Origin of the sequence: Bacillus sp. JJ722 (genome assembly GCF_036963345.1) — a bacterium.
In the GTDB taxonomy this organism is placed as follows: domain Bacteria; phylum Bacillota; class Bacilli; order Bacillales; family DSM-1321; genus Bacillus_AD.
Window position 1 is genome coordinate 16,079 of sequence record NZ_JBALMO010000005.1, and the last position, 23,010, is coordinate 39,088.

At 35.1% G+C, this 23,010-nt stretch carries 22 protein-coding genes; 2 read left to right on the forward strand and 20 right to left on the reverse strand.

The features are described 5' to 3' along the window. Nucleotides 1-36: 36 nt before the first annotated feature. The 16 genes from V7014_RS00510 to accB form a co-directional block, all read right to left on the reverse strand. Nucleotides 37-1,707, reverse strand: coding sequence for a methyl-accepting chemotaxis protein (locus V7014_RS00510; protein WP_335502765.1), 1,671 nt, complete (start codon nucleotides 1,705-1,707; stop codon nucleotides 37-39). 33 nt (nucleotides 1,708-1,740) lie between these two features. Next, entirely contained in the window at nucleotides 1,741-2,493 is a 753-nt protein-coding gene (locus V7014_RS00515) for a glycerophosphodiester phosphodiesterase (protein WP_335502768.1), read from the reverse strand. Between the two features lie 447 nt (nucleotides 2,494-2,940). Beyond that, nucleotides 2,941-3,741, reverse strand: a complete 801-nt coding sequence (spo0A, locus tag V7014_RS00520; protein WP_335502771.1) for a sporulation transcription factor Spo0A — start codon at nucleotides 3,739-3,741, stop codon at nucleotides 2,941-2,943. Nucleotides 3,742-4,028: 287 nt separating this feature from the next. Continuing rightward, nucleotides 4,029-5,321 carry a SpoIVB peptidase gene (gene spoIVB, locus V7014_RS00525; RefSeq protein WP_335502775.1) on the reverse strand — a complete coding sequence of 431 codons (1,293 nt, stop codon included), beginning with the start codon at nucleotides 5,319-5,321 and terminating at the stop codon, nucleotides 4,029-4,031. Between the two features lie 191 nt (nucleotides 5,322-5,512). Beyond that, entirely contained in the window at nucleotides 5,513-7,228 is a 1,716-nt protein-coding gene (recN, locus tag V7014_RS00530) for a DNA repair protein RecN (RefSeq protein ID WP_335502777.1), read from the reverse strand. Between the two features lie 19 nt (nucleotides 7,229-7,247). After that, a complete protein-coding gene (gene ahrC, locus V7014_RS00535) occupies nucleotides 7,248-7,697 on the reverse strand; it encodes a transcriptional regulator AhrC/ArgR (RefSeq protein ID WP_335502779.1) in 450 nt (149 codons plus the stop codon). Between the two features lie 353 nt (nucleotides 7,698-8,050). Beyond that, complete coding sequence (locus V7014_RS00540) at nucleotides 8,051-8,890, reverse strand: TlyA family RNA methyltransferase (RefSeq protein WP_335502782.1); 840 nt, start codon at nucleotides 8,888-8,890, stop codon at nucleotides 8,051-8,053. A 3-nt stretch (nucleotides 8,891-8,893) separates the two neighbouring features. Then, nucleotides 8,894-10,786 carry a 1-deoxy-D-xylulose-5-phosphate synthase gene (dxs, locus tag V7014_RS00545; RefSeq protein WP_335502785.1) on the reverse strand — a complete coding sequence of 631 codons (1,893 nt, stop codon included), beginning with the start codon at nucleotides 10,784-10,786 and terminating at the stop codon, nucleotides 8,894-8,896. Between the two features lie 222 nt (nucleotides 10,787-11,008). Then, nucleotides 11,009-11,902, reverse strand: coding sequence for a polyprenyl synthetase family protein (locus V7014_RS00550; protein WP_335502788.1), 894 nt, complete (start codon nucleotides 11,900-11,902; stop codon nucleotides 11,009-11,011). Between the two features lie 5 nt (nucleotides 11,903-11,907). Continuing rightward, on the reverse strand, nucleotides 11,908-12,144 hold the full coding sequence (gene xseB, locus V7014_RS00555) for an exodeoxyribonuclease VII small subunit (protein WP_335502791.1): 237 nt from the start codon (nucleotides 12,142-12,144) through the stop codon (nucleotides 11,908-11,910). Next, entirely contained in the window at nucleotides 12,137-13,492 is a 1,356-nt protein-coding gene (xseA, locus tag V7014_RS00560) for an exodeoxyribonuclease VII large subunit (RefSeq protein ID WP_335502795.1), read from the reverse strand. Before xseA ends, xseB begins: the two co-directional genes overlap by 8 nt. A gap of 265 nt (nucleotides 13,493-13,757) precedes the next feature. Beyond that, nucleotides 13,758-14,612 carry a bifunctional methylenetetrahydrofolate dehydrogenase/methenyltetrahydrofolate cyclohydrolase FolD gene (gene folD, locus V7014_RS00565; protein ID WP_335502799.1) on the reverse strand — a complete coding sequence of 285 codons (855 nt, stop codon included), beginning with the start codon at nucleotides 14,610-14,612 and terminating at the stop codon, nucleotides 13,758-13,760. A gap of 184 nt (nucleotides 14,613-14,796) precedes the next feature. Continuing rightward, complete coding sequence (nusB, locus tag V7014_RS00570) at nucleotides 14,797-15,189, reverse strand: transcription antitermination factor NusB (protein WP_335502802.1); 393 nt, start codon at nucleotides 15,187-15,189, stop codon at nucleotides 14,797-14,799. A gap of 433 nt (nucleotides 15,190-15,622) precedes the next feature. Continuing rightward, the gene (locus tag V7014_RS00575) at nucleotides 15,623-16,033 is read right to left on the reverse strand and encodes an Asp23/Gls24 family envelope stress response protein (RefSeq protein ID WP_335502804.1); all 411 of its coding nucleotides are present in this window, start codon (nucleotides 16,031-16,033) and stop codon (nucleotides 15,623-15,625) included. Nucleotides 16,034-16,062: 29 nt separating this feature from the next. Further along, entirely contained in the window at nucleotides 16,063-17,418 is a 1,356-nt protein-coding gene (gene accC / locus V7014_RS00580; RefSeq protein WP_335502807.1) for an acetyl-CoA carboxylase biotin carboxylase subunit, read from the reverse strand. A 14-nt stretch (nucleotides 17,419-17,432) separates the two neighbouring features. Further along, nucleotides 17,433-17,927 (reverse strand): acetyl-CoA carboxylase biotin carboxyl carrier protein, encoded by a 495-nt coding sequence (accB, locus tag V7014_RS00585; protein WP_335502810.1) that lies wholly within the window; start codon nucleotides 17,925-17,927, stop codon nucleotides 17,433-17,435. A 239-nt stretch (nucleotides 17,928-18,166) separates the two neighbouring features. Between accB and V7014_RS00590 the strand changes: the two genes are divergently transcribed. Then, nucleotides 18,167-18,931, forward strand: a complete 765-nt coding sequence (locus V7014_RS00590; RefSeq protein WP_335502813.1) for a hypothetical protein — start codon at nucleotides 18,167-18,169, stop codon at nucleotides 18,929-18,931. Nucleotides 18,932-19,027: 96 nt separating this feature from the next. After that, nucleotides 19,028-19,672, forward strand: coding sequence for a methyl-accepting chemotaxis protein (locus V7014_RS00595; protein WP_438824841.1), 645 nt, complete (start codon nucleotides 19,028-19,030; stop codon nucleotides 19,670-19,672). A gap of 102 nt (nucleotides 19,673-19,774) precedes the next feature. Here V7014_RS00595 and V7014_RS00600 read toward each other — a convergent pair whose 3' ends face one another. Genes V7014_RS00600 through spoIIIAE form a run of 4 tightly spaced genes read right to left on the reverse strand, consistent with a single transcriptional unit; the run spans nucleotide 19,775 to nucleotide 23,003 of the window. After that, nucleotides 19,775-20,428 (reverse strand): SpoIIIAH-like family protein, encoded by a 654-nt coding sequence (locus tag V7014_RS00600; protein WP_335502818.1) that lies wholly within the window; start codon nucleotides 20,426-20,428, stop codon nucleotides 19,775-19,777. 12 nt (nucleotides 20,429-20,440) lie between these two features. Then, the gene (gene spoIIIAG, locus V7014_RS00605; RefSeq protein ID WP_335502821.1) at nucleotides 20,441-21,106 is read right to left on the reverse strand and encodes a stage III sporulation protein AG; all 666 of its coding nucleotides are present in this window, start codon (nucleotides 21,104-21,106) and stop codon (nucleotides 20,441-20,443) included. Between the two features lie 2 nt (nucleotides 21,107-21,108). Then, nucleotides 21,109-21,720 (reverse strand): stage III sporulation protein AF, encoded by a 612-nt coding sequence (gene spoIIIAF / locus V7014_RS00610; protein WP_335502824.1) that lies wholly within the window; start codon nucleotides 21,718-21,720, stop codon nucleotides 21,109-21,111. A 14-nt stretch (nucleotides 21,721-21,734) separates the two neighbouring features. After that, nucleotides 21,735-23,003: a stage III sporulation protein AE gene (spoIIIAE, locus tag V7014_RS00615; protein WP_335502828.1), complete on the reverse strand. Its 1,269-nt coding sequence runs from the start codon at nucleotides 23,001-23,003 to the stop codon at nucleotides 21,735-21,737. Between the last annotated feature and the right edge of the window lie 7 nt (nucleotides 23,004-23,010).

Sequence of the window (23,010 nt, forward strand, 5' to 3'; positions counted from 1 at the left end):
CTTTTCGAACAGCCTCTTTGAATTGTTAATAAGAACCTATTTTAAAGTAAAATGATTTACTTCACTCTGAAGTCTCTCAGCCATATTTGTTAATACATGTGATGCCGAATTGATTTCTTCCTTCGTAGCCATTTGTTCTTCAGCAGCCGCAGCCACTTCTTCCGTATCACCAGCTGCTACTTCTGCTAACTTAGATATAATATCAGAATGTTCAACTATATCTCTTGAATTACTTTGAATATGAATAATTGCATCCTTTAGGCTGTTCATTTCATTACTCACATCACTAACAGCGTTTTCAATCTTTTTAAAGGATTCGCTCGCACTTAACACGACAACCTCACCATCTGAAACAGCTTGACTGCTTTCTTCCATCATAGCCGTTGCTTGAGTAATTTCATCATTAATCGTTAATATTAGACTAGCTATGTCTTGAGCTGACTTCCCTGATTGTTCAGCAAGCTTTCTTACTTCATCCGCTACAACAGCAAAGCTTCTTCCTTGCTCACCAGCTCTTGCTGCTTCTATTGCTGCATTTAATGCCAATAAATTCGTTTGCTCACTAATATCTCTAATTGTAGTGATAATTCCCATAATAGATACAGATTGCTTTCCGAGCTCACGAATGACTGTTTCTGTCTTTCTTACTTTCACGACAATATCATTCATCTCATCTACTACTTTATGAAGATTATGTACCCCTTCTTGTGAATAGTTATTCGCGATTAAAGAATCTTCATTTACCTTATTAACATTTTCAACCGTTTGTTCAATGGACTCCGAAATGGAATGTATAGAATCTACTACATTTGATACTTTTTCTACTTGTTCTTGGGATCCTCGAGATATTTCCTCTGCTGCTCTCGCAATTTGCTCTGAAGCTCTTGTATTTTCATCAGCACTTGCCGTCAATTCTTGAGAAGATGCGGCTACTTGTTGTGAAGCCTCTTGAATGCTCAACAGGATCAATTTCAAACGATTCATCATCTTATTATACATGATGGATATTTGACCAATCTCATCTTGAGAATAGACTGGAACTTGCCTCATTAAATCCCCATTTTCAGCTTTTTCCATTGCTGCTACAACATTCAACAAAGGCTTTGTAATGCGTGATACAATAAATGCCCCTACTCCTAATGCTACAATTGAGCCGATAACACTTAAGATAAATACATATTTTTTAATAGGGCTTACCATTTCCATCATGTCATCCAAATATGTTGAAGTAGCGTAGATCCAGCCGTTAGGAAGCTCTTGATAAACGGCTATTTTTGTTTTTCCTTCCCAATCATACTCCGTGTATCCATGTTTCTTCTGAATCATTTCTTTCGCAAATTGTTGATCAGATAAATTGTCTCCTACCGTTTTCAAATCAGGATGATACACCATTGTTCCATCTTGCTTCATAATGTATCCGTATCCTTCTTGATTATTACGTTCATATAGCTTTTCTTTTAAATTTTTCAGTTCTTTCTTTATACTCTCATCTTCTTCAGGTGTAATATGATCATCTTGTAAATATTGAGCAAGTAAATCTCTTTCTAAATCGACAATATAGGCTAAATCATGCTTTGTTTCATTATAAATAGCATTATAAGATATTTTATAAGCTAGAAATCCTGAAATCATCAGCGGAAACAAAGTAACTGCCAAAATTGTAACAAGTAGCTTCAATTTAATCGAACAATTATTAAGTTTTCTCATCCCATATACCTATCCCTTTTTTACTTTTTTACACTACATCGGTCTATTTGAACTATTTTCTTTATTTTTCAAACGAATAGCTTTTTCAGGATAATCCGTAAAAATAGCAGAGCAATTAATTCTAAATAATGAACGCATTAACTCTTCACTATTAATAGTGTATGGTCTAACTGCAATATTAGCGGACATAGAGTCTTTTATTATTTCATTCGGAGCCGCTTTAATACTAGGGTGGATCGCTTGAGCATGAATGGCTTTCGCATAAACCCATGGCATATACAAACCATCACGATAAAGAGGCGCTGTTTCAATATCAGGTGCAAGACGATAACAATACACCAAACTATAGTGATTAAATGAAGATAGAATAATTCGATTTTGCAACTCATACTGATTGATTAAAGCTATTACTTTTTCTTCAAGTCCTGGATACATAAAAACACTGTTCTTCAGCTCAATGTTTAGAATCATTGAATTATTCAATAGCATGTTAAATACTTCTTCTAAGGTAGGTATTTGTACAGAAGAGTTTTGTTGAGGGAACTTATAACTCGCATCTAAGGACTTTAATTCAAGCAAAGTGTGATCTTTTACATTACCTTTTCCATTTGTAGTTCGATCAAGTTGTTCATCATGTATAACAACAATTTCACCATCTTTAGATAGCTGCACATCTAACTCAATTCCATCAGCACCTACTCTTTCAGCTTCTAAGAAAGAAATCATTGTATTTTCAGGATGAGTACCCGCCGAACCTCGATGGGCAAAAATTTGCGTTGTGATCATGAACATTCCTCCTTCAATTTGAGTCTTTTTTATTATGTAAGCTTCATCACTTACTATTTTGTCAGACTTCATACCCATGTTTCAACGTTATTTAATAAACTATTCAAAAAATTTATATTTATAGTCACAAAAAGGATATATTTCATAAAATCCCTTACTCCATCAAAAAAGTTCAACTTAAATAAGCAGTTTTACTCCAAAGGATTTCACACTGCTTATAAGATGAACGATGAAAGGATGAGATTCCACATTGATGTTTCAATTATATGTATTACACTAACATTTATTCCCTCAGCCATTTTCAGATTCGTTAATTATACAACAAAAAAAGCTATCCTAAATTAATACGTCCCGCATTAATCAAGGATAACTCCCTTCATTTTACAAAACAAACGAGCTTTTACTTACATACTAACTTAATAACGACAGAAAACGATCCTAACTTTTTCAAGAAGCTTTATGTTCTAAGCGAAGTTTGTCAGCAACCATCGCGATGAACTCCGAATTCGTTGGCTTTGCTTTCGACATTGAAACAGTATAACCGAAAAGAGAGGAAATCGAATCGATATTGCCACGACTCCATGCTACCTCAATGGCATGGCGAATAGCGCGCTCTACGCGACTAGCTGTTGTTTTATATTTCTTTGCAATATCAGGATATAGTACTTTCGTAATTGAACCCAATAATTCAATATCGTTATAAACCATAGAAATCGCTTCTCTTAAATACAGATAGCCTTTAATATGGGCAGGTACGCCAATTTCATGAATAATCGTTGTAATGCTTGCATCTAAATTTCTTGGCTTATTTTGTTCATAGGAACTGCGATAGTTGTTGCTTAACGGAGATTTCACACTATTCGTAGAAGAAATCTTTCCACTTACTTGACGTATTTTCTCCCCAAGGTACTCCATATCAAACGGTTTAAGAATAAAATAGCTTGCACCAAGCTCTACAGCTTTCTTCGTTACATCTTCTTGCCCAAATGCCGTCAACATAATGACATTCGGCAAATTAATCTGCCCATTATCTCTTACTTTCTCCAACACAGCAAGTCCGTCAATATGCGGCATAATAATATCAAGTAGCAAAACATCCGGGTTTGTACTTTGTAGCATATTTAAGCATTCCTGCCCATTATATGCTACACCAATGACTTCCATGTCATCTTGGTTAGAAATATAATCGTCCAAAAGACGAACCAGTTCTCTATTATCATCTACAATACATACTTTGACTTTCTTCACCTTCGATTTCCTCCTCATTTACAATAACAGTTCTTTTAAAGATCGTAATATGAAAATTTCGACAGTAGCACTTAAAATCCTTTTCATTTTCTGAAAATATTGGAAAACACGGCTTTTTTATTATTTTTCTTTGTTTTACTTCATTATCCGACGAATTTCGCAATTTCTTCTACATCGTATTTTATTATTGCTATAATTTAACATTGTACCATACTTAAGGCTTCTTCTTGAATGATATTTAGTAACCCTTTTTCAATGATAAAAAAACAAGGCTGAAATCAGCCCTGTTAACTTGCTTTCATACGCTCTTCGGATTTTTTATAAATATTTATACCCGCTTCATGCAGCATCCATTCTATATGAACACCATAGCCACTCGTCGGGTCATTAACGAACACATGAGTTACTGCACCAATTAGTTTACCATCCTGAATAATTGGACTACCACTCATCCCTTGAACAATACCGCCTGTTTTCTTTAATAAATCTGGATCAGTGACTTTTAATACCATACCTTTAATGGCTGGAAACTTCTGAGGAATAGTACTTACAATCTCAATGTCAAACTTTTCAACTTTCGTACCATTTACGACAGTTAATATTTCTGCCGGCCCTTCTTTTACTTGATGCGAAAGAGTAATTGGAATTGCTTCATCCATATTGCCATTTGGCACTTGTTTTTTCAATGAACCAAAGATTCCGAACGGGCTATTCCTTTTAATATTTCCGATGATTTCCTTACTGGTTGAGAATCGAGCTAATTTCTCACCTGGATCACCATTACTTCCTTTTTCAATTGAAGTTACAGTGGAAGAAACCACCTGCCCATCTTTAACTACTATAGGCTTTCTTGTATCCGCATCTGAAATGACATGACCTAAAGCACCATATTTCTTACTTTCTGGATGAAAAAATGTCATCGTGCCGATTCCTGCAGCAGAATCTCGAATATATAATCCAAGCTTATAAATTTGTTCTGTCTTGTCTTTTAATGGAGTAAGCTTGGTTGTAATCGTTTTATTTTCACGGCGTATTTGTAAATCTAATGGCTTATGTTCTTCACCTGCTTGTTGAACATATTGGGAGACATCCGCCATTTTTTTTATACTATTACCGTTGATTTCTGTAATAATATCTCCTACTTTAACACCCGCTAATTCACCAGGTGAGTTCTTGCCAGTGTCTGTTTGAATTAAATGATGTCCTACTACGAGCACTCCTACTGTATTTAACTTAACACCAATCGATTGACCACCTGGCACCACTTTAAAATCATCAATAATTTCTACGTCTACTTTCTTCAACGGAAATCCCGCTATATCCAACAATAGCTGATTTGTCCCTGAATGTTGACCATCTATTGTAATTGAATCCATTGTTTCTTTAAGTGAAACCGACTCATCATTAGAAATGGAGGCAGTAACAGGTAACGATTTGGAAATTTCATATGTTTGACCTTCAAAAAGGGTAATTTTCTTCGGAATTGTAAAAAATGAAACAACTGGCTTGTAAAAACCAATACTAATTAACGAAACAAGGAGAATTGCGCCTATAATACGTTTTACAGTAATTACCTTCAAATCCCTTCACTCTCCTCGTTTCAAATCCACTCTCTTTATGGCTACATTTTTAATGTTGCCTTTCAACCGCTCATTTATAACAATGGAAACAAAATAAAGCTATCCAATATCGGATAGCTTTGCTTTTTAAAGAAAAACCTTATTTTTAATTAAAATGCAGAAGGTAATTGTTGGTATTACTTCATAAAACTTTATACCTGTTTAACTTTATCACCTTGCTCTAATAATTCTTCTGCATGCTTTTTAGTTACGTTTGTAATTTCTACACCAGAAATCATGCGTGCGATTTCTTTCACTTTATCATCAAAGGCTAGTGGCTGAACACTCGTTTTTGTGCGACCATCTTTTATTTCTTTTTGAATAAACAGATGCGTGTCAGCCATTGCCGCTACTTGAGGTAGGTGGGAAATACAAAGAACTTGAGAATCCACTGAGACTTTGTAAATTTTTTCAGCAATCGATTGAGCCACTCGGCCACTTACACCTGTATCAACTTCATCAAAGATGATACTCGTAATTCCACTATGCTTTGAGAAAATATTCTTAAGAGCAAGCATGATTCGAGATAGTTCACCACCAGAAGCTGTTCTAGCTAATGGTTTTAATGGCTCACCTGGATTCGTACTAATATAGAATTCCACTTCATCCAATCCACTGCGAGTTATTTCAGGAGAATTTAATTCGTCAGACAATGAAGGCTTCTTGAGGAACATTATTTCAAAAATAGTCTTTTCCATGTATAATTCTTTCAGTTCTTGTAGTATGTTAGTCGTTAATAATTCTGCATACTTTTCACGGACTTCCGAAAGATTTATACCTTCCACAAGCAAATCAGCTTTTAATGACTCTAATTCTTTTTCCAGCTTGACTAAATGCGTTTCTCTATTTTGAAGCGTCTCAATTTCCGCTTCTATCTCAGCATAATATTCCAATATTTCTTCGACTGTTTTACCATACTTACGTTTTAAGCCATTAATTTCATTTAATCGACTCTCTATCGTATTCAATCGTTCAGGATCATACTCTAACATTTCAAAGGCATTTCGGATAGATAACGAAGTCTCTTCAAGTAAATAATAACTATTTGAGATTGTATCTGAAATTTCCTTCACATCATCATCTAAATCAGCTAGATCATTCACATTATTCATAGCAACTGACAGCCAATCTAAAGCTGTTTGATCTCCTCTTAGCGCTTGATATGCTGATTGTAACCCTTCATAGATTTTCTCGAAGTTATTGATTTTTTTCTTCTCTTCTGTCAGGTTTTCATCTTCATTTAAGATAAGATTCGCCTTTTGAATTTCATTATGCTGAAAAGTGAGAAAGTCTAATCGATGAACCGTCTCTCGCTCATCTTGATTTAAACTGTTAAATTGTTTTTGTACATTAATGTATTGTTCATATATTTGTTCGTAGCGTTGATATGCTTTACTGATCTCTTCTCCACCAAACTGATCTAATAGTGGTAGGTGAAAATGATGATCCATTAATTCTTGATGTTCATGCTGCCCATGCACATCAATTAACGTTCCACCAATTTCTTTAAGAGCACTAATTGTTACCATCTTCCCATTTATGCGACAAATACTTTTCCCATTTTGTGAAATATCTCTTCTTAAAATAACTGCACCTTCACAAACTTCAATACCAAATTCTAAAGCCTTTTCATAAATAGGATGGTCATCATCACTCGGAATAAGAAACATTCCTTCTAGCTCCGCTTTAGCTTCTCCATGCCGGACAAATTCGGAAGACCCTCTTCCTCCAGCTATTAAAGTAATTGCGTCAATGATAATACTTTTTCCTGCACCTGTTTCCCCTGTAAGTACGGTTAAACCATTGGTAAAAGAAAGGTTTAATTCTTCAATGATCGCGAAATTTTTGATTGAAAGCTCAACTAGCATTGTCGATCACCTTTTTCCTTTATAACATATCTAGAAAACGTTTCGTTAATTTATCTGTCTCTTCAGGCGTTCTACAAATGATTAGAATTGTATCATCACCACAGATTGTTCCAAGAATTTCTTCCCAATCTAAATTATCAATTAAAGCTCCTATAGCATGAGCATTCCCAGGCAATGTTTTCATAACTAGTAAATGACTAGTCGAATCGATACGAATAAACGCATCCATCAATGCCCTTTTTAATTTTTGTAGCGGATTAAATCTTTGATCTGCTGGCAAACTATATTTATACTTTCCATCTAATAGTGGTACTTTAACTAAATGCAATTCTTTAATATCTCTTGAAATCGTTGCTTGTGTAACATTAAAACCTGCATTCTTTAATTCATCTACAAGCTCGTCTTGTGTTTCTATATCATTGTTAGCTATAATTTCTCGTATCTTAATATGACGTTGACCTTTATTCATATTACACCTCATTCACGTTAGCACTTTCCGTTATTTATTGAAATAAATAAACTATTTCACTCTATTCAAATCATAGACCATTTTGCATTTCTTGTATATAATTACATGCTAAAAAATGCATAAAAATGAACTCTTAATGTATAATTGACATTTCATGATACATTCATTTCGATGTTTACATCCAATATTTTGAAGTTTTATTTTCACTTTCAACCTAAAATGTAAACGACCAGATACTCGTCACGATAGAGATCTGGTCGTTTCTGGTACTATCTTAGGAATGTATTCAATCATTATTCATTGTTTCTTATTATTTCACTACCATATTGAACAAAGATAAAATTATACAAAAATTATTCATCTGTTTTAGCTTTTTTTAGCTGATTATGAGCATCGGATACCACCTCTTCAGGGGTAATAGCTAGACGGTTATCACCTTGTTCCTTTTCCCCTTCCCAATGAAGGTGAATAAGAAACTCAATATTTCCATCTCCCCCTGTAATAGGTGAATACGTTAAATTCATTACATTGTATCCTAATTGTAAAGAAAGATCGATAATTTTATGAATCACTTGTTCGTGTATTTTTCGCTCACGAACAATCCCTTTCTTCCCAACCTGATCTTTACCCGCTTCAAATTGAGGCTTTATTAATGCCGCTACATTACTATTTGGAACGAGTAAAGTTTTTAATACAGGTAATATTAAAGAAAGTGAAATAAACGATACATCGATACTTGCAAAACTAGGCATCTCGCCCACTAGATCAGCAGGTGTAACATAGCGAAAATTAGTTCGCTCCATTACAACTACTCTCTCATCTTGTCTAAGTTTCCACGCCAATTGATTGTAACCAACATCCAACGCATAAGACATTTTAACACCATTTTGCAATCCACAATCAGTAAATCCACCCGTAGAAGAACCGATATCAAGCATAACCTGATCTTGTAAATTAAGGTTAAACTCAGCTATTGCTTTTTCTAGTTTTAATCCGCCCCTAGAAACGTATGGCATCACTTTACCTTTCACAGTTAGCTGACTATCTACCGGTATCTTCTCACCTGGTTTATCTAATCTTTCTTCATTGGCATACACAAGCCCCGCCATTATTGCTCTTTTCGCTTTTTCTCTTGTTTCTGCTAATCCTTGTTCTACTAGTAGAACGTCAATTCGTTCTTTTTTTATTTTCATACCTTAAGCCCTTTTTTGTTTTTGAGGTGATATTTTTTTGATTGTTGCTATAATTTCTTCTTTTGTTAAAGATATTTCTTCCAATAATTTATCTACATTACCATGCTCAATAAATTGATCTGGGATACCCATTCGGTCAACAACAGCACCATGGTAGTTATGATCATGTGCAAACTCTAAAACTGCACTACCAAATCCACCTTCTAACATAGATTCTTCTATTGTTAAAATCGGCGTATTTGTTTTCATCAAGTCATGTAGCATACTTTCGTCAAGCGGCTTAATAAAACGAGCATTAATAACCTTAACAGATATGCCTTGCTTCTCAAGAGTAGATGCCGCTTCCATCGCCATCGGAATTGTTGTACCGAAAGTCAAAATAGTTGCATCTTTTCCTTCTTTCAATACCTCCCAGCTACCAATAGGAATGGTTTTCAACTCTTTATCCATTTGGACACCGTATCCATTTCCTCTTGGGAAACGCATTGCAATCGGACCATCATCGTATTTAATCGCTGTATTTACCATATGCTGTCCTTCATTCTCATCTTTCGGCATCATTAATACAATGTTTGGTAAATTTCTCAAAAAAGAAATATCAAACACACCTTGATGTGTTTCACCATCGGCACCTACTAAACCAGCTCGATCAATACCAATAAAAACATTTAAATTAGGTCGACATATATCATGTACAACTTGGTCATAAGCTCTTTGTAAAAACGTTGAATAAATCGCTAAAAACGGCTTCATTTTCTGCGTAGCTAGTCCAGCTGCCACCGTTGCAGCGTGCTGCTCAGCAATCCCTACATCAAACATACGATCTGGAAATTCCGATGCAAATCCTTCAAGTTTTGACCCTACAGGCATCGCTGGTGTGATAGCTACAATTCTTTCATCCTCACGAGCTAATTTACGTACAGTTTCACTAACTAGCGCACTCCACGCTGGCGCATTCGTTACCGACTTTACAAATGCTCCCGTTTCAATCTTATAAGGACCTGTTCCATGCCAAGTTCCTACTTTATCCGCTTCAGCAGGATGATATCCTTTTCCTTTTTTCGTTAATACATGTAATAACACTGGACCTGAAGTTTTTTTAGCATAACGAATATTTTCAATTAGATCATCATAATTATGTCCATCTACTGGTCCTAAATACGTAAATCCAAGTTCTTCAAAAAACATTCCTGAAACCACTAAATACTTTAAACTATCTTTCACTCGTTCCGCCGTTGATGCTAACTTACCGCCAACTGCTGGAATTTTTTTCAGTAAATATTCTAATTCATCTTTCGCACGGTTATATTTACCTGCTGTGCGAAGATGTCCAAGAACATTATGCAAAGCACCTACATTAGGAGCAATCGACATTTCATTATCGTTTAATACAACAATCATATCTTTTTTCTCGGCACCAATATGATTTAATGCTTCTAAAGCCATACCACCTGTCAAAGCACCATCACCAATTACAGGAATAATATGGCTTTTTTCTTTCTTCAAGTCTCTAGCAATTGCCATTCCCATTGCGCCAGATAATGACGTAGAACTATGTCCTGTTTCCCAAACATCATGTTCACTTTCAATCATTTTAGGAAAACCACATAATCCTTTATATTGTCTCAGTGTATCAAACTGATCAGCTCTTCCAGTAAGAATTTTATGAACATACGATTGATGTCCAACATCCCATAGAATCTTATCTACTGGGCTGTTAAATTCTTTATGTAAAGCAATCGTTAACTCCACAACCCCAAGATTTGGTCCAATATGTCCTCCCGTAACAGAAAGCTTTTGAATAAGAAAATCTCTTATATCTTGGCTAAGAGCCTCTAATTGTTGCTTATTCATACTTTTTAAAAATGAAGGGTCCTTTATTGATAGAAGATCCAATAGGATCACTCACTTTCTATATTCATTTCCGGTTTTTTCAAAAAAACCGTTAACACGCTTGTGATAACGGCCTAACTATTATTATTCGGCTATTACATTAAATTCACAATTATTAACATAAAATCATGTTAATAGACTACTTATTTAAACTTTATTCTACGTCAATATACCATAAATCAATCGCTATCACAAATGAGGCACCCTTCTAGGATGACTGCATCCTTAATTATCTCGGCTTGCAACTAAGTTTGTAATGCTCATTAATTGCTCATCTTTTAAGTTCAAACTTTTTAATGAGTGAATGGCTTGATTAATTTCTTCAACAAGCTTTTCTTTCGCTCCTTGCAAAGTTAACAACGCAGGATACGTATTTTTATCATTTGAAATATCACTACCAACTGGTTTGCCAATCGTCTCTTCATTACCTTCAATGTCGAGAATATCATCACGTATTTGAAACGCTAATCCAAGATGACGAGAGAATGAGGTAAGCGCTGCTTTCTGCTCTTCATTCGCTCCTGCTAAAATGGCACCTGCTAGCACACTACATGTTAACAGCTTTCCCGTTTTATGCTCATGAATATACTCTAGCTGCTCTAAGCTTATTTTTTCCCCTTCGGCTAACATGTCGGCAGTTTGCCCACCAACCATACCTTCTGCACCTGCACAAAGAGAAATTTCTTTAATAACTGCTAATTTCTGTTCAGCGGTCACTGAAGGATCATCCATATGTGCAATAACATGAAAGCTATGTGTTAATAGTGCATCACCTGCAAGAATAGCATTAGCTTCACCAAATACAATATGATTAGTTGCCTTTCCTCTACGAATATCATCATCATCCATCGCTGGCAAGTCATCATGTATTAAAGAATATGTATGTATCATTTCAATACTACATGCAGCTTGAAGTCCAATTTTTGTAGATTTATTAAAAGCATCCAAAACAGCAAAAACTAACAAAGGTCGAATTCTTTTTCCACCTGCTTGTAATGAGTAAATCATCGACTCTTTTAGCTTTTGCGGCGCAGACAAACTTTCAACTTGTCTTACTAATTCCGTTTCAACCATTCCTTTATGTACTTCCATAAAGTTGTGAAAAGAAAGAGTGGTCATTTGTCTTACTCCTCCTCTTTCATTTGAAATGGCTTTAATTCACCATTCTCATCAACAATTTGGACAAGCTGTTCTTGTGCAACTTGTAGTTTTCCATGACATACCTTTGATAGATCCATACCTCTTTTATAAATACTAATCGCTTCTTCTAGAGGGACATCTCCTTCTTCTAATAGTTCTACTATATGCTCCAATTGTTCCATTGCTTCTTCAAATGTTAAATCTTTTTTTTCTTTAGTCATTTAATTCACTCTCCTTACGATCTTTCACTTCACAAAGTAACTGTCCGTCCTTAACAACGACTGAAATAGAATCACCTATTTTAACTTGCTGATTACTTTTGATCACATTTTGTTGACTATCAAATGCAATGCTATAACCGCGCTCCATTATGTTAAGCGGATTTAAAACATTTAACTTACTCATTACACTTACAAATTTCTGTTCTTTGGATTGTATATTTGTTCTTATTAATCGATTTAATTGTTTTTCATACTTAATAATCTTGTCCATATGCATTTCGATTTTTTCATTTGGATGATATCTTCTTAATACTTGATGTAAATGCTGAACTTTATCAAGTTTTTGATCAAAATATCGTCGACTTACCTTCTGCAATTGTTCCACTGCAAAATCAAGCTGTTCAACCTTTTGTTGATATAGTTTTTCAGAATAACGAAATGCATAAGATTTATCTAAACGAGTTAATGCTGCTTCTTTTTGCTTTAATTCATTCGTTACAAATGTAGTCATTTTCGATACATATGCAGCTAGTGTCTTCTTCAATTCCAAGTAATGAGGGACTGCTAGTTCAGCTGCTGCTGTTGGGGTTGCTGCTCGAACATCACCCACAAAATCAGCAATCGTTGTATCTGTTTCATGGCCAACTGCTGAAATAATCGGTATTTGTGAATCATATATAGCACGTGCTACTTTCTCATCGTTAAACGCCCATAGTTCTTCAATTGAGCCACCACCTCGACCGACAATTAATACATCAATATCATCTCTAGTATTCGCTTGCTTAATCGCTTTCACAATTGAACCCGGAGCTTGAGGTCCTTGAACAAGTGCTGGAATCATTAGAACGTTCCCCATAGGATAACGTCTCTTCAATGTCGTCATGATATCGCGAACTGCTGCACCTGTTGGTGATGTTATTACACCTATAGTTGAAGGGTACTTCGGTAAGCCTTGCTTGTGCTCAAGTGAGAACAAGCCTTCATTCTCCAATTTCTCCTTCAATTGTTGAAACGCAATAAATAAATCACCAATACCATCAGGATGCATTTCACGTACGTATACTTGATAATTTCCGCTTTGTTCGAAGACAGAAACCTCACCTCTCACTAATACCTTCATTCCATTTTCAGGTTCAAACATTAGTGATGCGTTACTCGATGAAAACATAACGGCAGATATTCGGGCTTTTTCGTCTTTTAAAGTGAAATACATATGACCGCTGGAATGTCTCTTGTAGTTAGATATTTCACCTTTAATATAGATATCACGAAGATGAGGGTCATAATCAAATTTTCGTTTTATATATTTTGTAAGAGCTGTAACTGTTACATATTGTTCAATCGTCATAATCAATCCCCTTTTCAACTTATCGGGAGAATAGAAAAACCGTCACCATCCTTTTTACAATCAATTAAAAAGGAACCATGAGGAAGTCATAAGAGATGACATTCTTGAATTTCCAAGACGGAGCCCCTACTGACCCGAGCATGGCAGGTGTATGGTTAAACATCACGCAAACTAATTTTTTAAAATCAAAAAAACTGTCCTCTTGCTATTATAAACAATTGGACAGCTTTCTTTAAGTTTTAACACTTATTAAACCTATTTCTTTTTAAAGAGAATGAATTGTTCTTGCTGCTTTGATTGTGTTAAACATAAGCATCGTAATTGTCATTGGTCCTACTCCTTTTGGTACTGGAGTAATGTATGATGCAATTTCCTTTACTTCATCAAAAGCTACATCACCACATAATTTACCTTGATCGTCTCGGTTCATACCAACATCAATAACAACTGCACCTGGTTTGACATGTTCGCTTGTAATAACATTTCGTTTACCAACTGCAACTACAAGAATATCAGCATCTTTCGTATACTTAGCCATATTTTCAGTTCTAGAATGACAATATGTAACTGTTGCATTCTTGTTAAGTAATAATTGTCCAGCAGGTTTTCCTACAATATTACTTCTTCCTACAACAACAGCATGTTTTCCAGCAGGGTCACAACCAATATGTTCTAACATAACCATTACGCCATAAGGAGTACATGGATAAAATGTATCTTGACCCGCTAACATTTTACCGATATTTAAAGGGTGAAAACCATCTACATCCTTTGATGGATTAATCGTTTCAATTACTGCATTTTCATCAATATGCTTTGGTAATGGTAATTGTACTAGTATACCGTGAATACTGTCATCTTCATTAAGCTTATGAATTTCCTCCAAAAGCTCATCTTGTGAAACTGTTTCTGGCATTGTAATAAGAACCGAGTGCATTCCTAATTGTTGACACGCTTTTTCTTTTGAGCCAACATACGTTTTTGAAGCTTGATTATCCCCAACTAAGATTACTGCAAGTCCAGGTGTAACTCCTTTTTCTTTAAGTTCAATAACCTGTTCCGCAATATCTTCACGTACTTTTTCCGAAATTTCTACCCCGTCAATTATGATGGCTGACATGATTCATTCTCCCTCTCTGTCTATAAAATCTCTTTATACCACGCTCCAACCAGCGCTACTCGCTCTCATTTCTAAGAGGTGAAAATTCACAGTGTGTAAATGAGTTATAAACGTTGATAAGAACCTGATTTATTTAACTATTGAATAGTAAGAATGAAGGAATCTACTTACTATTCAATCCGCTTTATAAGTGTAAATGCTGTTTTACTTTTGAAAGTACTGCATTAACAAACTTACTAGATTGATCATCTCCAAATGCTTTAGCAATCTCAATGCCTTCATCCATAACAACATTTACTGGAACTTCAGTAGATTTAAGCATCTCAAATGTAGCAATACGAAGAATATTACGATCTATATTGCTTAATCTTGCAATTGTCCAATTCTCAAGATTATTCGTGATAATTTCATCTATTTTATTTAAATTTTCCATTGTTCCTTTTACAAGAAAATCTAAATATTCATCTTGTCCTTGATCTTCAATAACAAAATTTATTGCATCTTGAATTTCTGCATCTGATATATCAATTTGAAATAAGGCTTGTAATGCCTTTTCACGTGCTGTTCTGCGCTTCATACTTGTAACTCCTTTAAACACGATCCCGTGCTCGTAGCTTTTTATAGTAAAAACTATAGCATAAACGAACATTGAAAGGTAGTGTTTCCTATAATATTAAGGAATCGAATCGAATATTTGTAAAATTCTAGCTAAATCATATTTATTAACATTAATTCATTATACAAAACTATTCACAGTATAAACATTCTGAACAAAGTATATACTGGACAGTTATTAGTAAATGAAACTACCCATTAAGCTATCACTCAGCTTTAGCCTTTCTGCCTGAAATGGCAAAAAATAGAAAACAACCCTCTACCAAACCAGCATAGATCGATGACGATTGCTAAAACAAGATAGTAGGAGTATGATGGCATTCAAAAAAGCCTAACTTTTTTGTTGTACTGACAAAATCTATCAGTAACAAAAAATTAGGCTTTTAAGATTAATATTACATTTCTTGTGCTACTTCAGCTTCTGCCTTCGTTGTTTCAAATACAACACCAACAACATGAATGTTAACTTCATCTGCTTCAATCGCTGTCATATTAATGATTGCTTGTCGTATATTATCTTGGGCTTCTGTAGCAACCTTAGGAATCGAAATGCCGAACTTGATCATACAATAGATATCTACTTTGATTCCATCTTCTGTTAGTTCGACTTTAACACCTTTCCCATGATTCTTCTTACCCAATCTTTCTACTACGCCAGTAGCAAAGTTTCCGCGCATTTGTGCAATGCCCTCGACTTCAGAAGCGGCAATTCCTGCAATTACCTCAATAACTTCAGGTGCTATTTCTACTTTACCTAAACCATTGTTTTCTTGTGTCATTTCAAGCATATTGTTTTGTTCTGCCATACTAAAAAACACCTCCAGCTTTATCTCTGTTATTCAGAGCCCATTACATCATGGTTTTCAAGAAACTTTGTATTGAATTGTCCTGATACAAAACTCTCATGCTGAAGCAACTTCAAATGGAACGGTATAGTTGTGTGGATACCTTCAATAACAAACTCACTCAATGCACGTTTCATACGATCAATAGCTTCTTCACGTGTTTTTCCATGTACTATCAATTTCGCAATCATACTGTCATAATACGGTGGAATTGTATATCCAGGATATGCGGCAGAATCTACACGCACTCCATAACCACCTGGTGCAAGATACATTTCAATCTTACCAGCAGAAGGCATGAAATTCTTAGATGGATTTTCCGCATTAATACGACACTCAATTGCCCATCCATTAAAAGTTACCTCTTCTTGAGTTAAACAAAGTTTCTCTCCAGATGCAACACGAATTTGTTCTTTAATTAAATCTACGCCTGTTACCATCTCTGTTACAGGATGCTCTACTTGAATTCGTGTATTCATCTCCATAAAATAAAATTTATTATGATTGTAGTCATAAATAAATTCTACCGTGCCTGCACCAGAATAATCAACAGCTAAAGCAGCTTTTACTGCAGCATCTCCCATTTGTGAACGAATTTCGTCATTTAATGCTGGAGATGGCGTTTCTTCAATAAGTTTTTGCAATCTTCTTTGAATTGTACAATCTCTTTCACCTAGGTGAATGGCATTCCCATAGTTATCAGCCATAACCTGAATTTCAACATGGCGGAAATCTTCAATATATTTTTCTAAATACACCCCTGGATTACCGAATGCTGTTGCAGCTTCCTGCTGAGTGATATTAATACCTTTAACAAGTTCTTCTTCAGTTCTAGCTACACGGATCCCTTTACCGCCACCACCTGCTGTCGCTTTAATAATAACAGGATAGCCAATGCCAGCAGCAACTTCTTTACCTTGTTCAATATTCTCAATAATACCTTTCGATCCAGGAACGATTGGTACTCCAGCAGCCTCCATTGTATCTCTTGCAATGTCTTTAGTACCCATTTTTGAAATAGCTTCTGGTGATGGGCCAACCCATGTAATATTGCATTCCCTACATAACTCTGCAAAACTTGCATTTTCTGCTAGAAAGCCGTATCCAGGATGAATAGCATCTGCACCTGTTTTCTTTGCAGTGCTAATAATATTCACTGTATTAAGATAACTATCTTTTGAAAGGATTGGACCGATACAATATGCTTCATCAGCTAATTGTACATGCAATGCTTCACGGTCACCCTCAGAGTAAACGGCAACCGTTTCAATCCCCAGTTCTTTACAAGCACGAATAATACGTACTGCGATTTCTCCTCTATTAGCTATCAATAGCTTTCTTATCATTCGTTATCAGCTCCTTATTCAGCTTTTACCAAGAATAATGGCTGACCGTATTCTACTAGTTGGCCATCTTTAACAAGAATTTCAACGATTTCTCCTTTAACTTCTGCTGCAATTTCATTGAAAAGCTTCATAGCTTCAACGATACATACAGTGTCATCGTCTGATACTTTTGATCCAACTTTTACATACGGACCTTCATCTGGAGATGGAGATTGATAGAATGTACCAACCATTGGTGATGTGATTTTGTGTAAGTTTTCATCTTGAACAGCTGCTTCTGTCACTGGTGCTGCTTCAACAGCTGGTTTAGCTTCAACTTTTGCAGCTGATGCTTCAGGAGCTTTTGGTGCTTCTACAACAGGAGCTTGTACAGCTACTTGAGGGACAACTACTGCTCCACCTGATTTCTTCATTTCGATTTTTGTTCCGTCCTGTTCAAAAACAAACTCTTGAATCGTTGAATTATCAACTAGTCTTACCAGTTCTCTGATCTCTTGTACTTTTAACATTTGCCGACACCCCATTTTTATATTTATGACTAGATACTAACATGATAATATATTACCTAGTGAAAATTCAAATGTCACTAAATACTCATTTAATCACATTATCCCTCTGTATTACCTTTTACTATAATTCAGAATTTTGAGAAAGTATTTTTTGTTTTTTCTATAACTACAAAAAATACATAAATTAGTATAAAATATCTATAACTAATTGTAAAACTATTAAGAAAGGTGTGAATCTATTGACTGAATTTGAGCAAATTAAGCTAAAAGACTTAAATCGTAAAAACAGTCTCGTTGTTAACGCTACTTTTGTTTCTGTAATCATTGCAACCCTTGTAGATATCGCTATGCAAAGAGATTTAGCGGTCATCCTTTCCATCAGTATCGGAGGTACTATAGGCGTAGGCATTGTTGCATTTATGCATTACAAAAAGAAAGGGGTTACATTCATTCCTTACATTGCTGCAATCCTAGTCTCCATCATTCTTTTCATCATCATGGAAAATAGTGTCGCACCTACTGCTATACTCTTAGTATACTTTGTAATCGCAACTTGCGCTATTTATATGAACAAGACAATATTACGAATGGGATTTGTACTAGGATTGATTATGCTCACCTTGTTTACTTTCCTTCATCACGACGAACTTGGATTAGAACTCCAAAATTACGTAACAATTTTTCTATTACACACATTAGTAAGCATCTTATTAGATTTTCAATTGACAATGTCCTCAAAATTCTCCCAAGACATTCACTCCGTTCAGAAAGTAACAGCCCTTTTGTATGCTCAACAAAAAAGAAATCAAGTGGTTCTAAAAAAGAACACTACAATAATTTCACAATTAATGTCAAGTGTACACATTCAAAGTGCTGAGCATCATGAAGCGAATATTGAAATGTCTTCTAGTATTACAGAACTAGCAGCTGGAATGAATCACCAGTCTGATACAATAATAGATATAAGGGACTCTTTACTCAAAGCTCGTGAAATGATCGAATAATATACTGTTTTATCCAATAAATTGCTAACTAGCGCAAATCAGACCGAAACAGATGCAACAGAGGGTAATTCATATATGGAACAACTAGAACAGGAAATGAAAAATTACTCTATACAAATTGAACAAGTAGCTAATAAAATGCATCGTTTATCCAATGAAGTTCAAGAAGCCGTATCATATGTTCAAGATATTCAACATATCTCTCAACAAACAAATTTATTAGCACTAAATGCATCCATTGAGGCAGCGAGGGCTGGGGAAAGTGGAAAAGGTTTCGCCGTAGTTGCAGCTGAAGTGCGAAAACTAGCTGAAATATCACACGTAACCGCAGAGCATGTTTCAAAAAATTTAAATGCAATAAATTTAGAAACCCAAGAAACGAACAAGAGTATTCAATCTGCATCAAAAACTAATACATCGAATGCATCATTCGCTTTAGAATCAAAGCAAAGATTTTCAACCATTGTCGAAAACGTTTCTCAACTTAAAAATCAGCTCTCTGAATCTCATTCTTTCATTGTTACAATCAAAGAAGCCACCCAGAAAGTCGATCATGCGATGGATGATTTCACCTCCATTATCGAAGAGGCAAACGCCCAACTACAAGAATTATCATCAACAACAACTTTACAAACATCACAAAACTCACATTTGATTTCATCCATAAAAGATGCTGATCAATCGATTCAAAATCTAGTAATGCTCTATGACCAAGATGAACATGTTTCAGTATCTACATAACACATTTTACACGATACTCATCTTTCTTTAAAAAGGTAAAAAAGGGACTATTCAGAATTCGAATAGTCCCTTTTAACTTGATATCTACCAAGAGTATTACTTTTATTGCTTCGGTTGAAACTCAACTGTTACGTCTTGCACAGTTGGCATTTCTCCTGTCACTAGCCTCACAATATCATTAGCAGCTGACTTGGATAGTTTATCAGCTTTAATCGTTACACGTACGTTATGATCTTGCGTTCTTACTAATACTGCATCATAGTTCATTTGAGCGATTAACCCTTCTAGCATGACTTCTTTTTGTGTTAAACTGCTAATTTCCTTTATAGTTTCATTCGCTTTATCTCTCTCTTCCGCTGACAATTCCGTATTACCTACCATCTCTGTAAGATCTTCAATTTGTTTACTTCGTTCATCCGTTATTTCTAAACGAAGTGTTTGAAATGTTTCATCGCCTTGAATTGGTATAACTTCTTTGATTGTGTCTTCTGAATTATCTTTTGATGTATTTTTTGAAGTGTCATTTGTTGAATCTTTTATTGCATCTTTTGACCCACTTTCATCATCTGTAGCAACCGATGGTTTTTCATTTTGATTGTTCGTCGTTTCTTTTGTACCTTCTTTTTGATTATCTTTTTCAACGGTCGTCGTCATACTATTTTCTTTTTCGGTTGGAGTTGTGACGTAATAAACAGATAGTACTACTACTAAGCTCAGCATTGTTAATAACCAAACGGTTTGTTTCTTCAATAACATTTTTATTCCTCCTTATTTTTTAGGCATGACCGCTACTCGATGACTAGGTATATCCAATGCTCGTGTCACAGCCTCAACAATCCATTTCTTTACCGTAATGTTATCAGCACCTTTCGCTACAACTAGCACACCTCTAACCACTGGCTTCTCTGTAACTTGAACGATTGGTACTTCTTTCTCTCCATTTCTTACAATTACAATTTGTTCATCTGTCGATGAATCTTCAACAGTGCGCTTTCCACCCTCTCGATCTGTCTCATCTGTAATCTGTTTCTGTGTTACTCTGTTTTTCTCATATATCTTTTTTTCTGTTGCATCCACATTTACAACTACTGTTACGTCTTTCACACCAGCAATTGTTTCTAACGCTTCTTTTATTTGGTTTTCGAAAGTTCGCTCATAGTCAGCAATTGTTTTTTCAGCCTTGCTACTTTTCTGTCCAAATGTTTCCACATCTTGAGCTTCTTCCTTAAAAACAGGAAGAGCTGTTTCAGTGGAAGTAGTTTTACTGTTTTTCGTTAAAAATTCGCTGCCCATCATGAAGACGACACCTAAGACAAGCACCACTAACATGTACAAATATAATGAAGGTTTTTTAGTCTGTTCTTCATCATTTGGCTGCTTCTCCTTCTTCAATACTTTCTTAATCCATTTCATGAACGGGTTGTTATCTTTCAAAGCTAAGTGCCCCTCCTTTCAAAAACAATATTGATTCTTTCTTCATCTAATCCCCACTGTAATCCAAGGAATTTTCTTATATCATTTGTCTCATCATTCTGTATTGGTAGTTTCTCTTCCGTATCAATATTGACTGTTTGCACAGTTTCAATTGCTGTGTTACTACTTTCTTTCTCTTTAAGCACGACTGAAATGGAATCCAAATCTTTTGGCAGCTCCGGATTTTCAAGGGTCTTCAAGGACACTTCAATATCTTGAATTTCATAATTATATCGATTAATCAACTCCTCTTCTCCAGTCTTCTTTAATTGGACAGCCATTTCTTCTAAAATATATGCATCATTAACGGCTTGTATTTCATTTTTCTTGCGATCTATTAAACTTTCCATTGTTCCTTTTTCCACATACTCCTCATTGGTAACTTGTGCTAATAATTCTTCAAAGTTAGTGGATAATAATTTAAATATAGGAGAGATTAATACAGCTATTAACAATAAACCTAAAACCATCTTTGCGTACTTCTGCATACTAGAGCTTGGAAGAAGCATGTCCATCACAATGGCAAGAAGTATAAAAATAATAATATTGGTAATCCAGTCAGTAAGAAAACTCATTACTTATTCTTCACCTACCTGACCATCAATGTAACATTCCCTGCTGCGATTATGATCGTGATACTTAAAAAGAACATCACTGATACAATAGAAAGTGCAGCAAATATATACATCATACTTTTGCTAATAATATCTAAACATTGGATGACTGTGCCTCCACCAAGCGGTTGTAACACTGCTGCTGTTAGTTTGTAGATGAAAGCAATCACTAATATTTTTAAAGCTGGAAAGATTGTAATTAATAGTAGAATGACAACACCAGCTATCCCTACAGTATTCTTTAATAGAACAGATGCACTTATAACGGTATCAGCAGCATCTGTAAACATTCGACCTACAACAGGTACAAAATTACCTGTTATGAATTTAGCTGTTCGAATCGCAATCCCATCCGCTACTGCAGAAGATGCACCTTGAACTGATATTACCCCTAGAAAAACAGTCATAAATATTCCAAGCAATCCAACGCTTAAATTTCTAATTAAGCCTGCTAGCTGTGTGACTTTGTAATGCTCGGTTAATGTACTAACAATGCTAAGAATAGTAGCTAGAAATAATAGAGGTAAAACGACTTTTCCTATTAGTAAACCACTTGTATTCATTAAAAAAACAAGGACAGGATGAAAAAAAGCTGCAGATACTAGACCTCCCGAAGCAGCAATTAAAGCTAACAAAAGAGGTACTAATGCTAGGAAAAACGACATCATCATTTCAATGGTTTCTTTTGTATAGGTGATAGCAACATGAAAACTATTTAAAGCAATAATGATAAGCACCATAAACACGATGCTATAAGCTATTTTACTTATAGAGCTTTTCTCAAATGCATTCTGTAAAGATTGAAGAAACATACTAAACACGGTTAATAGAATTAACATTCCTAGTAATTTACCGTTAGCAATTAATTCATGAAAGATAAATTTTAGAAAACCTTGCGACCAGCCTTTAATAGAAAATTCTTTCTCACCGCTAATATAATCCATTAAACTTCCTTTTTGCCCTTCAGGTAGAAATCCACCATACTCATGCATGATTTGATCCCAGAATTGTTTCATTTCATCAATATTTACTTTCTCTAAACTACTATTTATTAATTCCTTCGTAACGTTACCTGGTGCCGACTCTTCACTTACTGCATCATTCAATATTTCTTGATTACTACTTTCATTTTGGTTATCAATCGAATCTTGATTGATATTTACATTCGGTGAAGCTTGTACATCGTGTGGTTGCATCCAGAGAATGATACTTGCTAGCATTACGAAAAAAAGCCACTGCTTCATTTCTTCA

Bases quoted from the DNA above. Each gene is read 5' to 3' on its own strand.
- V7014_RS00510 (WP_335502765.1), bottom strand. From the start codon at position 1,707: ATGAGAAAACTTAATAATTGTTCGATTAAATTGAAGCTACTTGTTACA.
- V7014_RS00515 (WP_335502768.1), bottom strand. From the start codon at position 2,493: ATGATCACAACGCAAATTTTTGCCCATCGAGGTTCGGCGGGTACTCAT.
- recN (WP_335502777.1), bottom strand. From the start codon at position 7,228: ATGCTAGTTGAGCTTTCAATCAAAAATTTCGCGATCATTGAAGAATTA.
- ahrC (WP_335502779.1), bottom strand. From the start codon at position 7,697: ATGAATAAAGGTCAACGTCATATTAAGATACGAGAAATTATAGCTAAC.
- V7014_RS00540 (WP_335502782.1), bottom strand. From the start codon at position 8,890: ATGAAAATAAAAAAAGAACGAATTGACGTTCTACTAGTAGAACAAGGA.
- V7014_RS00550 (WP_335502788.1), bottom strand. From the start codon at position 11,902: ATGACCACTCTTTCTTTTCACAACTTTATGGAAGTACATAAAGGAATG.
- xseB (WP_335502791.1), bottom strand. From the start codon at position 12,144: ATGACTAAAGAAAAAAAAGATTTAACATTTGAAGAAGCAATGGAACAA.
- xseA (WP_335502795.1), bottom strand. From the start codon at position 13,492: ATGACGATTGAACAATATGTAACAGTTACAGCTCTTACAAAATATATA.
- folD (WP_335502799.1), bottom strand. From the start codon at position 14,612: ATGTCAGCCATCATAATTGACGGGGTAGAAATTTCGGAAAAAGTACGT.
- nusB (WP_335502802.1), bottom strand. From the start codon at position 15,189: ATGAAGCGCAGAACAGCACGTGAAAAGGCATTACAAGCCTTATTTCAA.
- V7014_RS00575 (WP_335502804.1), bottom strand. From the start codon at position 16,033: ATGGCAGAACAAAACAATATGCTTGAAATGACACAAGAAAACAATGGT.
- accC (WP_335502807.1), bottom strand. From the start codon at position 17,418: ATGATAAGAAAGCTATTGATAGCTAATAGAGGAGAAATCGCAGTACGT.
- accB (WP_335502810.1), bottom strand. From the start codon at position 17,927: ATGTTAAAAGTACAAGAGATCAGAGAACTGGTAAGACTAGTTGATAAT.
- V7014_RS00595 (WP_438824841.1), top strand. From the start codon at position 19,028: ATGAAAAATTACTCTATACAAATTGAACAAGTAGCTAATAAAATGCAT.
- V7014_RS00600 (WP_335502818.1), bottom strand. From the start codon at position 20,428: ATGTTATTGAAGAAACAAACCGTTTGGTTATTAACAATGCTGAGCTTA.
- spoIIIAF (WP_335502824.1), bottom strand. From the start codon at position 21,720: ATGAGTTTTCTTACTGACTGGATTACCAATATTATTATTTTTATACTT.
- spoIIIAE (WP_335502828.1), bottom strand. From the start codon at position 23,003: ATGAAGCAGTGGCTTTTTTTCGTAATGCTAGCAAGTATCATTCTCTGG.